Origin of the sequence: Pseudomonas sp. FP2254 (assembly GCF_030687695.1) — a bacterium.
GTDB lineage: Bacteria > Pseudomonadota > Gammaproteobacteria > Pseudomonadales > Pseudomonadaceae > Aquipseudomonas > Aquipseudomonas quebecensis.
On sequence record NZ_CP117444.1, the window covers coordinates 283,305 to 295,432 of the forward strand.

The window sequence follows — 12,128 nt, forward strand, 5'->3', positions numbered from 1 at the left end:
ACATTTTGTATAAATACTCCGCCATGGGGCTGAATTCAGCGTATGTTTCACCGCAAAATCTTGTAGGGCGATTCCGCCCATCATTTAAAGGGAGTTAAGCATGAGTTTGCTTCGTGTCGCTTCGACGATGTCATTGTGTGCGGTGGCTTTTTCCGTTCAGGCCGAGCAGTTGCCGATTGAAGTGCTCAGCGCGGTGGTCAAGGATCAGAAAATCGCCGATGCCGAAGTATTGCTGCAGCGCAATGGTGCGCAGAACGTGGTGGGCCGCACCAACGCCCAGGGCCAAGTGACCCTGACCAGCGAAGCCGCCGATGATGCGAGCAACCTGTTGATCATCAAGAAGCCGGGCTATTCCAACCTGGTGGTCAAGTGCCCTTGCGCAGGCATGACCTATGCCATCAGCCCGGTCATGGAAAACCTTGACGGGCTGCGCGTCGTGCTGACGTGGGGCAAGACCCCGGAAGATCTCGACTCCCACATGATTTTCCCGGGCAATAACATTTATTTCGAAAACAAGCAGGGGACTGACGCCGAGTTGGACGTGGACGACGTCGACAGCTATGGCCCGGAAACCATCACCCTGCAGAAAAAACACTACGGCGAAAGTTATGTATATGCGGTGCATGACTTCACCAATATCGCCAATCCGAGTTCACGCCAGTTGTCGAACAGCGAAGCCAAAGTGTTCGTGTACATGGGCCAGTCGCTGGTGCGCACTTACTACGTGCCGAAAAACCGTAGCGGCAACCTGTGGACGGTATTCCGCATGACCGGCAGCGGCGACTTCCAGGACATCAATACCTTCAGCGGTGTAAAGGTGGACGCCAAGGATGTGCTCAACGAAGTCAAACCGTTGCTGGATGACAGCGTTGCCGTGACCGCCGTGGCCGTCAGCTCCTCCGCACAAGCGGACGCGAAACGTCTGAACGTGCAAGGTGAAGCAGCCTACCAGGCCGGCAATCTGGATCAGGCCATCGAGTTGTTCCGTCAGGCGATCGATCTGGACAACGGCTTCGGCAAAGCGTACGGCAACCTTGGCCTGGCTTATCAGAAGGCCGGTAACACCGCCGAGTCGATCTGGGCCAATCGTAAGGCCGTCGCCTTGGCCACTGGCGCGAATGCAGCGACCGTGCGTGCCGGTGCCTACTACAACATTGCGCGGATCTACGAAGCGGCGGGGCAGTTTGCGGATGCGTTGCGTCATTACCAGCTAGCCAAGGAACAGAAGGCCAACCCGGTGTATGACACGGCGATCGAGCGGGTGCGGAATCGCTGATTCAGCTGTAGTGCAGTTTTGAAAATGTGGGAGGGGCTCCCGATAGCCCCTCCCACCTTTGGGTTGTAGTGTTCCTACAGCCACAGTCGAATTCGTCGAACTTGGCCCAAGGCCATTGCTGCACCCTGTGTATCATCCTGTCTCTTTTTTCCATGCGACCTTTCTCGATTCGCTGAACTGACTGGGCTACGTTTTTAAGCCACCTTCAGCGGTCAATGGAGTGACAGCCTATGCACGACACCCTCCAGCAGGTCTTTGGTTATCCACAGTTTCGTACGGGCCAGGAAGAAGCTGTCAGCGCCGTGCTGGCCGGCCGTTCGGCCGCAGCCATTTTCCCTACCGGATCGGGCAAGTCCCTCTGTTACCAGTTGTCGGCGGTTTTGCTGCCGCACCTGACGCTGGTGGTGTCGCCGCTGTTGGCGCTGATGCAGGATCAGTTGGGCTTCCTGCAACGCCACGGTATTTCAGCAGGCAGTATCGATTCGGCGCAAAGCCGAGAGGATGCCAATGATGTGATGGCCCGGGCGCGTTCCGGCGAGCTGAAAATCCTGATGATTTCCGTGGAGCGCTTGAAGAACGAACGCTTTCGCAACTTCCTGCAAAGTGTGCAGATCTCGTTGCTGGTGGTGGATGAGGCGCACTGTATTTCCGAATGGGGCCACAACTTCCGTCCGGACTATCTGAAGCTGCCGGACTACCAACGCCAGTTCAAGATCCCGCAAGCGTTGCTGTTGACGGCGACAGCGACGCCCAAGGTGATCGCCGATATGCAGGCCAAGTTCGCCATTGCGCCGGACGACGTGGTCACCACGGGCTTCTATCGACCGAACCTTAATTTGCTGGTCGAACCGGTCAACGGTGCAGACAAGCGCCGCCGTCTTGTGCAGTGGATGAGCGAGCGGGCCAACCAGCCGAGCATCGTCTACGTCACCCTGCAGAAAACCGCCGAGCAGATTGCCGAGCATCTGAACCGTAACGGCATCCAGGCCGAGGCCTATCATGCCGGCTTGCCCCACGATAAACGCGAAGGTATCCAGCAGCGCTTCATGGACGGGCGCTCCAATTGCATTGTGGCCACCATCGCGTTCGGGATGGGCATCGATAAAAGCGATATCCGTAATGTGGTGCACTTCGACCTGCCCAAGTCCATCGAGAACTACAGCCAGGAAATCGGCCGCGCCGGGCGTGATGGCCAGCCTTCGGACTGCCTGGTGCTGGCCAACCGCGACAGCCTCAATGTGCTGGAGAACTTCGTCTACGGCGACACGCCTGAGCAGGAGGGTATTCGCCGCGTGCTCGAAGACTTGCAGGCGGCGCGTAGCGAGGGGCAGTGGGAGTTCCTGCTGAGGTCGCTGTCGGATCACAGCAATATCCGCGAGCTACCGCTCAAGACGCTGCTGGTGCAACTGGAGCTCAAGGGCGTGATCGCGCCGCGCTACGCGTTTTACGCGGAATACCGCTTCAAGTATCTGGTCGACCCCGAGGCTTTATTGGCGCGCTTTGCCGGTGAGCGGCAACAGTTTGTCGCGGCGATCATCCAAGTGTGCAAGCGCGCGAAAACCTGGGCCACGGTGGATTTCGATGCGCTTTACCAGCAGCACAACGCCGAGCGCAGCCGGGTGGTGAAGGCGCTGGATTACTTCCAGGAACAGGGGCTGATCGAGCTGGAAAGCAAGCAGATGACGGAGGTCTACAGCCTGCTGAATACCGATTTTGACCCACAGCGGTTGAGCGCCGAGTTATACACAGGCTTCAAGCAGCACGAGGTGACGGAGGTGGCGCGGATCCACGCCATGCTGGACCTCTTCGCCACTGAACAATGCCTGGGGCAGCGGCTGGCACGGTATTTCGGCGATGAAAATGCGCCGCAACGCTGCGGGCATTGCTCGGTGTGCCACGGGCATGTCGCGCATCTGCCGGCACCGCCGGGTCTGCCGCCGCTTGTGGATAAAAACTTCATGGGGCTGTGCGGTGATTTTATCCACAGGCATCATGAACATACCGGCCAACTGCCCGGCGCTGAACGGCTGACGCGTTTCCTGGGAGGTATCAGCGTACCGTTGTTTACCAAGTTAAAGGCGCGGGGCATTCCGGGTTTCGCTGCGCTGGAAGACTACCCCTACGCCGACGTACGCGAATGGGCCGAGGCTCATTTGCATGACCTGTAACTTCCCTTTCATGAGAGGTATCCATGCCTGACTCAGTGCCGCAACGTGCCGATTACCCTCACTTCCTGTCGATCATCACGCGCTGGCACGACAACGATGTGTACGGCCATGTGAACAACGTCACCTACTACAGCTTTTTTGACACGGCGGTGAATACCTACCTGATTGAACAGGGCGGGCTGAATATCCATGACGGGGAAGTGGTCGGGTTTGTGGTCAGTTCGGCGTGCGATTACTTTGCGTCGATTGCTTTCCCGGAGCGCATTGATATCGGCCTGCGCGTGGGCAAGTTGGGCAACAGCTCAGTGCAATACGAGTTGGCGGTATTCAAGGCAGGCGAGCAGGAAGCCTGTGCGGCGGGGCGTTTTGTGCATGTGTTCGTGGATCGGGGGACAAACCAGCCGGTGACGATTCCGGGAGTGCTACGCGAGGCATTGCAGAGGTTGGTGGCCTGACCGACAAGCCGATGTGGGAGGTGGCAAGCCCCTCCCACAGGGGTGTTGAGGTGTTCTTTAGAGCTTAGCGGTGACGGTAGTGATGTTTGTTCTTGCGATGCCCGTAGGCGTGACCGCGGCCTGGGTGATCGTCACGATAATAGCGACGGTCGTCGCGACCACGATAACCACGGTCATCGTCGTCGCTCTTGTTGCCCATATAGTTGCCCAATGCACCACCCGCGCCACCGCCGGCTGCGGAGCCGACCAGTGCACCTGTGCTGCCGCCGACGCTGCGGCCCACAACGTTACCGCCGGCTGCGCCCAGTGCGCCGCCAATGGCTGCTTCGCCACGGCTGCGTTTGTCGGCGCCGACCGCGCTGCCGCCCGCGCCACCGAGGGCTGCGCCAATCGTCGAACCGGTGTTGCCGCCCAGCTGCTGGCCGACGACAGAACCTAGAACCCCGCCCAATGCGCCGCCCACACCGGCTTCGGTGGTGCCACCGGCCATGGCTGCGCCACTGACCAGGCCAAGGGACAACAAGAGAATCGAGGAGAACTTCATTCGGGAAACCTCAAGGGGATGACGGCGCGATCCTGAGGCTGTATTGACATTGTGACAATAGAAATCCGACCAGTAACACGAGTTGTACACAATTCTCTAAGTTACTGTTTTAACTATGGAACTTAAGTGATTTTTACGAGTCATTAGCTACTTCGGAACGGCCGCTTTTATATAAAAGCGGCCTTTTTTTGTGTCCGAAATGATCGGTCAAGCCGACCGCGACAGGATCAAACCGCTCTCGCTCGCCGTTTCCAGGCGGATCGCCACAAACTTCGACGTTGGCGTATGGCTGCCATCGCCTGTGCTTTCGAGCGGCACCAGCGGGTTCACTTCCGGGTAATAAGCCGCTGCCTGCCCCGCTGGAATATCAAATGCCAGCAAAGTGAAGCCCTTCACCCGGCGCTCGCGTCCATCCTCCCACAACGACACAATGTCGGCCTTCTGTCCTGGCTTGAAGCCAAGTCGGATGATGTCGGCTTCGTTGACGAACAACACGTCACGCTGCCCCTTGACCCCACGGTAACGGTCGTCCAAGCCATAAATGGTGGTGTTGTACTGATCGTGGGAACGCATCGACTGCATGATCAAATCCGGCACGCGCCCTGTGGCGTGGGTGCGTTCGTGGATCAGATCCTTGGGCAGCACGTTCGGGCGGAAGCTGGCGCGGCCCGATGGGGTGTTCCAGCGGCGCGCACCTGCGGAGTTACCCAGATAGAAACCGCCCGGGTTTTTGATCTTCTCGTTGAAGTCCTTGAAGCCGGGGATGGTGTCGGCGATCAGGTCGCGGATGCGTCGGTAGTCCGCTACCAGCCAGTTCCAATCGACCGGCTGGCTGCCCAGGGTCGCGGCGGCGATGCCGGCCAGAATCGCCGGCTCGGATTTCATCAGGCTCGACAGCGGCTGCAATTGACCATTGGAGCCGTGGACCATGCTGAACGAGTCTTCCACCGTCACCGCTTGCGGGCCTTCGGCCTGGATATCGATGTCGGTACGGCCCAGGCACGGCAGGATCAGCGCCTCTTTGCCGTGCATCAGATGGCTGCGGTTGAGCTTGGTGCTGATCTGCACGGTCAGGTCGCAGTTGCGCAGCGCTTGGAAGGTGCGCGTGCTGTCCGGCGTGGCTTGGGCGAAGTTGCCGCCCAGGCCGATAAACACCTTGGAGCGGCCCTCCAGCATGGCGTGGATCGCTTCGACCACGTTGTGGCCGTTGGTGCGCGGCACCTGGAACTGGAAGCGGCGCTCCAGCGCATCAAGGAACGCGACCGGCGGGCGCTCATTGATGCCCATGGTGCGGTCGCCCTGCACGTTGCTGTGACCACGTACCGGGCACAGGCCTGCGCCCGGACGGCCGATATTGCCGCGCAGCAGCATCAGGTTGGCGATTTCCTGAATGGTCGGCACCGAGTGGCGGTGCTGGGTGATACCCATCGCCCAGCACATGATCACGTTCTTGCCTTTGGCGTACATGCGCGCCGCCTGCTCGATTTCCACCAGGGACAGGCCGGATTGCTCGACGATCTCATCCCATGAGGTGTCGTCGATCCTGGCCAGGTAATCCAGCACGTTGGCGGTATGTTCATTGAGGAAGTCGTGGTCGAACACGGCTTCCTTGCCTTCGGCCTGGGCCTGGCGTTCCCACAACAGCAGGAACTTGGCCATGCCGCGCAAGATGGCCATGTCGCCGCCCAATGCCGGGCGGAAATACGCGGTATTGGTCGGCTTGTCGCCGTTGGTGAGCATTTCCAGCGGATGCTGCGGATGCTGGAAGCGTTCCAGGCCGCGCTCCTTGAGTGGGTTGATGCACACCACCTGGGCGCCGCGCTTTACCGCCTCGCGCAAGGGTTCGAGCATGCGCGGATGGTTGGTGCCAGGGTTCTGGCCCCAGACGAAGATCGCGTCGGCATGTTCGAAGTCATCAAAGGTCACCGTGCCTTTGCCGACCCCCACGCTCTGCGCCAGGGCCACGCCGCTGGCTTCGTGGCACATGTTCGAGCAGTCCGGGAAGTTGTTGGTGCCGTAGGCGCGTACAAAGAGTTGATACAGGTACGCGGCTTCGTTGCTGGCGCGTCCGGAGGTATAGAACTCAGCCATGTCCGGGCTGGGCAGGGCATTGAGATGCTTGCCGATCAGATCGAAGGCCGCTTCCCAACTGATGGGTTTGTAACGGTCGCTTGCGGGGTCGTAGCGCATCGGCTCGGTCAGGCGGCCCTGATATTCCAGCCAGTAGTCGCTCTGCTCCAGCAAGGCGGTGACGCTGTGTTTGGCGAAGAATGCACCATCCACGCGGCGCTTGGTGGCTTCCCAGTTGACCGCCTTGGCGCCGTTTTCGCAGAACTTGACCATGCCGCTTTCCGGCGAGTCGCCCCAGGCGCAGCCTGGGCAGTCGAAGCCGCCGTTCTGGTTGGTCTTGAGCATCATGCGCAGGTTTTTCAACGCGTTGTCGCTGGTCAGCCAGGCATGTGCGACGCTGATCAGCGCGCCCCAGCCGCCGGCCGGGCCTTTGTACGGCTTGTAGCGCGGGGTCGGGGTTTGGTCGGCTTGATGATGATTGCTCATGGCTGGTTCTCCATCGCAGGGCTGTAGACCCGCGGCGCACTTTTCTGCGGCAGGTGGATGAGATTGAGGTTGTGTCGGCGGGCCCATTGCAGGGCCAGGCCGGTGGGCGCCGACAGGCTGACCAGGGTCTGGATGCCCGCGCGCAGGACTTTCTGAATCAGTTCGAGGCTGCAACGGCTGGTGACAATCGCCACGCCACCGTCGGTTGGGAGCTGTTGGCGGATCAACGCGCCGATCAACTTGTCCAGGGCGTTGTGCCGGCCGATGTCTTCGCGGCCCAGCAACAATTCGCCCTGGTTATTCATAAAGACCGCCGCGTGCACCGCACCGCTGTGCTGGCCCAGGGGCTGGAAAGCGCTGATGCGGTGACGCAGGCCATCGAGCCACTCAACGGGCGGCAGAGGCGCGCCGGGCAGCACTGGCAGATCCGGCAGGGCTTGTTCCACGGCTTCTACGCCGCACAGGCCGCAGCCGCTGGTGCCCGCCAACTGGCGGCGCTGTTGCTTGAGGTTCCAGAACGCGCGATTGGAAATCTGCACGTGGGCGTACTGGGCGGAGCCCGAGCCACTGAGTTTCAGGTCATACATGTCACTGATGTCAGCGATGATGCCGCTGCCCAGGCTGAAACCGACGATAAAGTCTTCCAGATCGGTCGGGGTCACCAGCATCACGGCCTGGCTGATGTCGTTATAGGCGATCGCCAGCGCCACTTCTTCGGCCAGCGCGGTGCTGTCGACGTTTGTGCGGTCAAGCGTGCAGTATTGATAGCTCTGGCTGGCCGACGCGGGCGCATCTGCTGCAGGCGCCGCGCAGGTTGGGCGCTGGGCGTTCATGGGGCGATACCACCGACGGATTGATCAGTGGTTAGACTAGGCGCGACAAAGCGTCGCGTCTAATTGCCAGTACTGATCTAGCGATAGATGACGTCGATCAAGGCGAGGCCAGCGATTTCTGATACAGCGCGAAACACGCCTCGGCCAGCGCCGAACGCGGCGCGCTGCGGCGCATGATCAGCCCCAGGCGGGCCAGGGTATGGGCATCCTCGATCGGTTGCAGGCGCAGGTGTTCGGTCAGCGCGTCCAGCCCGCCTTCCAACGGCATCACCGCGCAGCACAAGCCGCCATGTACTGCTTGTAATAACTGATGGACGGCATCGGTCTGCAGCAGCGGTTGCGGGTGCAGGCCGCGGCTGTGGAAGTTGTGGTCGATGGATTGGCGAAAATGCATGCCGCTGGTGAGCATGCCCAGCGGCAGTTCGATCAGCGCTTCCCAGCTCAAGGGTGTGTCGCCGAAGCTGAAGAAACGCTGGTCGTACAGCAGGCCCATACGGGTCTCGCCCAAGGCCAGGGAGTCGAAGCGTTCGGTGTCCAGACGCTCCAGATAAGAAACACCCAGGTCCAGGCGATTGCTGGCCAGTTGCTCAAGGATCTGCTCGGAGCTGAGTGCCGACAGCTCAAAGCGCAGGCTCGGGTGTTCTTTGTGCAATTGCTGCATCAGTGCCAAAGGATCGAAGCTCGACAGCGGCACAACCCCCAGGCGCAACGTCCCTACCAGATTGCCACGACACGCCGCTGCTTCGGCCTGCAAACCGTCGTACGCCGCCAGCACGGTGCGTGCCCATGCCAGGACCCGTTCGCCGGGGGCCGTAAAGCCTTCGAAGCGCTGGCCGCGATTGACCAGCGGCAAGTCCAGCTCCTCTTCCAGGCTGCGCAGGCGCATGGATAAGGTGGGCTGGGTGATATGGCAACGTGCCGCGGCCTGGCCGAAGTGACGGGTCTCGTCGAGGGCGATGAGAAATTTCAGCTGTTTGATGTCCATCTTCGCTCCAGGGCTTATTCCAATGGCGGGGGGATTCTAGCGCGTTTGGGTCTTTGGTCGGGCTGGAACGCATTTGTGTATGACTGGTCTAGTCTTGGGCATCTGGAACTCAAATCCCAAGGAGAGCGCACCATGAGTCTTTTAAGCTTTGTTAAGGAAGCCGGCGAGAAGTTGATCGACCTGTTGACGCCGGGCAATGCCAACGCCAGTGAGCAGTTGAAGGAACACGTAGCCAAGGTGGGTCTGGGTAATCCGAACGTGCAGACCACGGTGGAGGGTGACAAAGTGACCGTCACCGGTGAAGTGGCCACCCAGGAAGAGAAAGAGAAGATCCTGCTGGCGCTGGGTAACATTCAAGGTGTGGCCAGTGTGGATGACCAGATCACCGTAACCGGCCCGACTGTTGCCGCTGCCCGTTTCGTCGTAGTGAAAAAGGGCGATACCCTGAGCGCGATTTCCCTGGCGGTGTATGGCAACGCCAACCAGTACAACAAAATCTTCGAGGCCAATAAGCCAATGCTCAAAGATGTGGACAAAATCTACCCAGGGCAGACGCTGCGTATTCCTGAGTAATACAGGGTTGAAAATGTGGGAGGAGGCTTGCCCCCTCCCACATTGGTTCAGAGCCCGACGATGAGATCGCGGTAGTCGCCCACCGCTGCAAACTCGCCCGTGTCCTTTGGCCCCTTCTTGCTATCCGGTTCTTTCACCGCCAGCAAATGCCCCACACCGAACGCCCCCGCGCTGCGCAGAATCGGCAGGGTGTCGTCGATAAACAGGCTGCGGGCCGGGTCGAAATCGATATCCGCTTGCAAAACGTCCCAGAATTGCGGGTTTTCCTTGGCGAAACCGTAGTCGTGGGAGCTGATCAACCGTTCGAAATAGGGTGCCAGCTCGATGCGTTCCAACTTCAACGACAGCGAATCGCGGTGAGCGTTGGTGATCAGGATGACCCGCTTGCCGGCCTGTTTGATGGCCTGCAAAAACGTGTCGGCATCCGGGCGCAGGGCGATCAAGTGCGCGGTCTCCAGCTTGAGTTCGCGTACCGGGAGGTTGAGTTCCGCGCTCCAGAAGTCCAGGCAATACCATTGCAACTGTCCGGCGTTACGCTCGAACAGGGGCTGCAGTTCCATCTCGGCCATGGCGCGGCTGACGCCATGCAACTCGGCGTAACGCTGAGGCAGGTGTTCCATCCAGAAATGGTTGTCGTAATGCAGGTCGAGCAGGGTGCCGTCCATGTCCAGCAGGACGGTGTCGATGGCGTGCCAGGGCAAAGAGGGCATGGGGCGTTCTCACGTAAGTAAAGATATCCGACGCAGACAATCAGAAAAGCCACGGTATAGTAACCCGATCACGCCAAGGAGCCGCTTATGCGCCAGAAACCCACTGTTCTCGCCCGCGAAATAGTCGCCAGTAGCCGTTTGTTCCGCGTGGAGGAAGTGCAGTTGCGCTTCTCCAATGGCGTTGAACGGACCTACGAGCGCCTGGTGGGGCGGGGTGCGGGTTACGGCGCAGTGATGATCGTGGCGATGATCGATGACGACCATGCGTTGCTGGTGGAAGAGTACTGCGGCGGCACGGACGAATATGAAGTGTCACTGCCCAAGGGCCTGATCGAGCCCGGCGAGGACGTACTGGCCGCCGCGGACCGGGAACTCAAGGAGGAGGCCGGCTACGGTGCGCGACAGTTGGAACACATTACCGAGCTGTCGCTGTCGCCGGGCTATATGAGCCAGAAAATCCAAGTGGTGCTGGCCACCGATTTGTATGAAGAGCGCCTGGAAGGCGATGAGCCCGAGCCGATGCGGGTGGACAAGGTCAACCTGCGGGAGCTGTCGAGCCTGGCGCAGAACGAGCAATTCAGCGAAGGCCGCGCCCTGGCCGCGCTGTACCTGGTTCGTGACCTGTTGACCCAGCGCGGAGCCTTCACCGCATGAGCGAACTGTTTCTGGGCCACCCGTTTATTGCCCCCGTGATTGAATTGGCCCGGCAGGCCGGAGAAGTAATCCTCCCGTACTGGCGCGCCGATGTGGCCGTGACCTCCAAGGCCGACGATTCGCCGGTCACGGCAGCGGACCTGGCGGCCCATCATCTGATTCTCGATGGCCTTACGGCACTGGACCCGAGCATCCCGGTGCTCTCCGAGGAAGATGCCGGTATCGACCAGAGCGTGCGTGCCACCTGGCAGCGCTGGTGGCTGGTGGACCCGCTGGACGGCACCAAGGAGTTCATCGCCGGCAGCGAAGAATTCACCGTCAATATCGCGCTGATCGAAGAAGGGCGCGTAGTGTTTGGCGTGGTCTCGATGCCCACCAGTGGTCGTTGCTACTTCGGTGGCGCTGGCCTGGGAGCGTGGCGGTCGGACGTCAACGAAGCCCCTCGACAGATTCAGGTACGCGAAGCGCCGGGGCTGGGTGAGTCCTTTACGGTGGTGGCCAGTCGTCGACACAGCAGCCCTGAGCAAGAGCGTTTGCTCAAAGGGCTCAGTGAGGGGTTGGGTGAGTTGAAGCTGGCCAATATCGGCAGCTCGCTGAAGTTTTGCCTGCTGGCTGAAGGCAGTGCCGATTGCTATCCACGCCTGGCGCCGACATCGCAATGGGACACCGCTGCCGCACAGGGCGTGCTGGAAGGCGCCGGTGGCGAAGTACTGGAGTTGAGCGGTGCGCCGTTCAGTTATCCGGCGCGTGAATCGCTCCTCAATCCGTTCTTTTTGGCGCTGCCGGCCAAGGCGGCGTGGCGTGAGCGTTTGTTGAGCTTGGCGCGTTCTTAACACCTTAAGGAATCTGACTGGGGGAGCTGGCCCGCTCCCAGAGTTGTTTTGTGTATGGGCTTCTAACGGTGCAGAACGTATTGGCCGGTGAAGGCGACCGCTCGTTCGTCACTCCCCTCGTTCACGATCCACGTATCCAACGTCAACCGCGCCCGACCATAGCGCTGGTAGGTCGCGCAAAAGCGCTTCCACACCTTGTCCTCGGGCGCCTGGCAAATCACCGTGGCGTCCCGTGTCACCGGCAGCGGATAGCTGATCTGCCCCTCCTGAATCACGATATGCCCGTCCTCGATGCCTTCTTCGCGCAGCTGCAGGTGCAGCCAGCCCCAGCCTGCCAGCACCGCGCCGCAGTAAAGGCTGCCGCCAAACATGGTGCTCTTGTGGTTGATATTGGCTTGCAAGGGCAGGTGCAGCTGTAACTGGCCGTGTTGCCAGTCGAGCACCTTGAGCCCCATTTCCCGGGTCAGGGGAATGTCGTGGTGAAGGATGGATTCCAGGTAACGGCTGTCGCGGCTCATGGCGGCCTCTTGGCGGATGGGAA

General features: G+C 60.3%; 12 protein-coding genes. 6 read left to right on the top strand and 6 right to left on the bottom strand.

Annotated elements, in window-relative coordinates:
• Positions 1–100: 100 nt before the first annotated feature.
• The 3 genes from PSH94_RS01285 to PSH94_RS01295 all read left to right on the top strand — a co-directional run bounded on the left by PSH94_RS01285 (position 101) and on the right by PSH94_RS01295 (position 3,899).
• Positions 101–1,276 carry a tetratricopeptide repeat protein gene (locus PSH94_RS01285; RefSeq protein ID WP_305436181.1) on the top strand — a complete coding sequence of 392 codons (1,176 nt, stop codon included), beginning with the start codon at positions 101–103 and terminating at the stop codon, positions 1,274–1,276.
• A gap of 230 nt (positions 1,277–1,506) precedes the next feature.
• On the top strand, positions 1,507–3,444 hold the full coding sequence (locus tag PSH94_RS01290; protein WP_305436182.1) for an ATP-dependent DNA helicase RecQ: 1,938 nt from the start codon (positions 1,507–1,509) through the stop codon (positions 3,442–3,444).
• Positions 3,445–3,467: 23 nt separating this feature from the next.
• Entirely contained in the window at positions 3,468–3,899 is a 432-nt protein-coding gene (locus PSH94_RS01295; RefSeq protein ID WP_305436184.1) for a thioesterase family protein, read from the top strand.
• A 64-nt stretch (positions 3,900–3,963) separates the two neighbouring features.
• Here the strand turns inward: PSH94_RS01295 and PSH94_RS01300 are convergent, their stop codons facing one another.
• From PSH94_RS01300 to PSH94_RS01315, 4 genes are all read right to left on the bottom strand, one after another.
• Positions 3,964–4,443 carry a glycine zipper domain-containing protein gene (locus PSH94_RS01300; RefSeq protein WP_181081018.1) on the bottom strand — a complete coding sequence of 160 codons (480 nt, stop codon included), beginning with the start codon at positions 4,441–4,443 and terminating at the stop codon, positions 3,964–3,966.
• Between the two features lie 207 nt (positions 4,444–4,650).
• Positions 4,651–6,999 carry an FdhF/YdeP family oxidoreductase gene (locus PSH94_RS01305; protein WP_305436186.1) on the bottom strand — a complete coding sequence of 783 codons (2,349 nt, stop codon included), beginning with the start codon at positions 6,997–6,999 and terminating at the stop codon, positions 4,651–4,653.
• Positions 6,996–7,832 (bottom strand): formate dehydrogenase accessory sulfurtransferase FdhD, encoded by an 837-nt coding sequence (fdhD, locus tag PSH94_RS01310; RefSeq protein ID WP_305436187.1) that lies wholly within the window; start codon positions 7,830–7,832, stop codon positions 6,996–6,998. The genes PSH94_RS01305 and fdhD overlap by 4 nt, the downstream gene beginning before the upstream one ends.
• A gap of 97 nt (positions 7,833–7,929) precedes the next feature.
• The gene (locus PSH94_RS01315) at positions 7,930–8,817 is read right to left on the bottom strand and encodes a LysR family transcriptional regulator (RefSeq protein ID WP_181081015.1); all 888 of its coding nucleotides are present in this window, start codon (positions 8,815–8,817) and stop codon (positions 7,930–7,932) included.
• Between the two features lie 132 nt (positions 8,818–8,949).
• Between PSH94_RS01315 and lysM the strand changes: the two genes are divergently transcribed.
• A complete protein-coding gene (gene lysM, locus PSH94_RS01320; protein WP_181081014.1) occupies positions 8,950–9,390 on the top strand; it encodes a peptidoglycan-binding protein LysM in 441 nt (146 codons plus the stop codon).
• A 47-nt stretch (positions 9,391–9,437) separates the two neighbouring features.
• Here lysM and yrfG read toward each other — a convergent pair whose 3' ends face one another.
• Positions 9,438–10,100, bottom strand: coding sequence for a GMP/IMP nucleotidase (gene yrfG / locus PSH94_RS01325; RefSeq protein ID WP_305436188.1), 663 nt, complete (start codon positions 10,098–10,100; stop codon positions 9,438–9,440).
• A gap of 87 nt (positions 10,101–10,187) precedes the next feature.
• On the opposite strand from yrfG, the gene nudE reads away from it, so the two are divergent.
• Together nudE and cysQ are read left to right on the top strand one after the other, a co-directional pair.
• The gene (gene nudE, locus PSH94_RS01330) at positions 10,188–10,754 is read left to right on the top strand and encodes an ADP compounds hydrolase NudE (RefSeq protein WP_181081012.1); all 567 of its coding nucleotides are present in this window, start codon (positions 10,188–10,190) and stop codon (positions 10,752–10,754) included.
• Entirely contained in the window at positions 10,751–11,587 is an 837-nt protein-coding gene (gene cysQ, locus PSH94_RS01335) for a 3'(2'),5'-bisphosphate nucleotidase CysQ (protein ID WP_305436190.1), read from the top strand. The genes nudE and cysQ overlap by 4 nt, the downstream gene beginning before the upstream one ends.
• A 62-nt stretch (positions 11,588–11,649) precedes the next feature.
• Here cysQ and PSH94_RS01340 read toward each other — a convergent pair whose 3' ends face one another.
• Positions 11,650–12,105: a YiiD C-terminal domain-containing protein gene (locus PSH94_RS01340; protein WP_266247447.1), complete on the bottom strand. Its 456-nt coding sequence runs from the start codon at positions 12,103–12,105 to the stop codon at positions 11,650–11,652.
• Positions 12,106–12,128: the final 23 nt, after the last annotated feature.

Coding starts and splice junctions, on each gene's coding strand:
- PSH94_RS01285 (WP_305436181.1), top strand. CDS start 101: ATGAGTTTGCTTCGTGTCGCTTCGACGATGTCATTGTGTGCGGTGGCT.
- PSH94_RS01290 (WP_305436182.1), top strand. CDS start 1,507: ATGCACGACACCCTCCAGCAGGTCTTTGGTTATCCACAGTTTCGTACG.
- PSH94_RS01295 (WP_305436184.1), top strand. CDS start 3,468: ATGCCTGACTCAGTGCCGCAACGTGCCGATTACCCTCACTTCCTGTCG.
- PSH94_RS01300 (WP_181081018.1), bottom strand. CDS start 4,443: ATGAAGTTCTCCTCGATTCTCTTGTTGTCCCTTGGCCTGGTCAGTGGC.
- PSH94_RS01305 (WP_305436186.1), bottom strand. CDS start 6,999: ATGAGCAATCATCATCAAGCCGACCAAACCCCGACCCCGCGCTACAAG.
- fdhD (WP_305436187.1), bottom strand. CDS start 7,832: ATGAACGCCCAGCGCCCAACCTGCGCGGCGCCTGCAGCAGATGCGCCC.
- PSH94_RS01315 (WP_181081015.1), bottom strand. CDS start 8,817: ATGGACATCAAACAGCTGAAATTTCTCATCGCCCTCGACGAGACCCGT.
- lysM (WP_181081014.1), top strand. CDS start 8,950: ATGAGTCTTTTAAGCTTTGTTAAGGAAGCCGGCGAGAAGTTGATCGAC.
- yrfG (WP_305436188.1), bottom strand. CDS start 10,100: ATGCCCTCTTTGCCCTGGCACGCCATCGACACCGTCCTGCTGGACATG.
- nudE (WP_181081012.1), top strand. CDS start 10,188: ATGCGCCAGAAACCCACTGTTCTCGCCCGCGAAATAGTCGCCAGTAGC.
- cysQ (WP_305436190.1), top strand. CDS start 10,751: ATGAGCGAACTGTTTCTGGGCCACCCGTTTATTGCCCCCGTGATTGAA.
- PSH94_RS01340 (WP_266247447.1), bottom strand. CDS start 12,105: ATGAGCCGCGACAGCCGTTACCTGGAATCCATCCTTCACCACGACATT.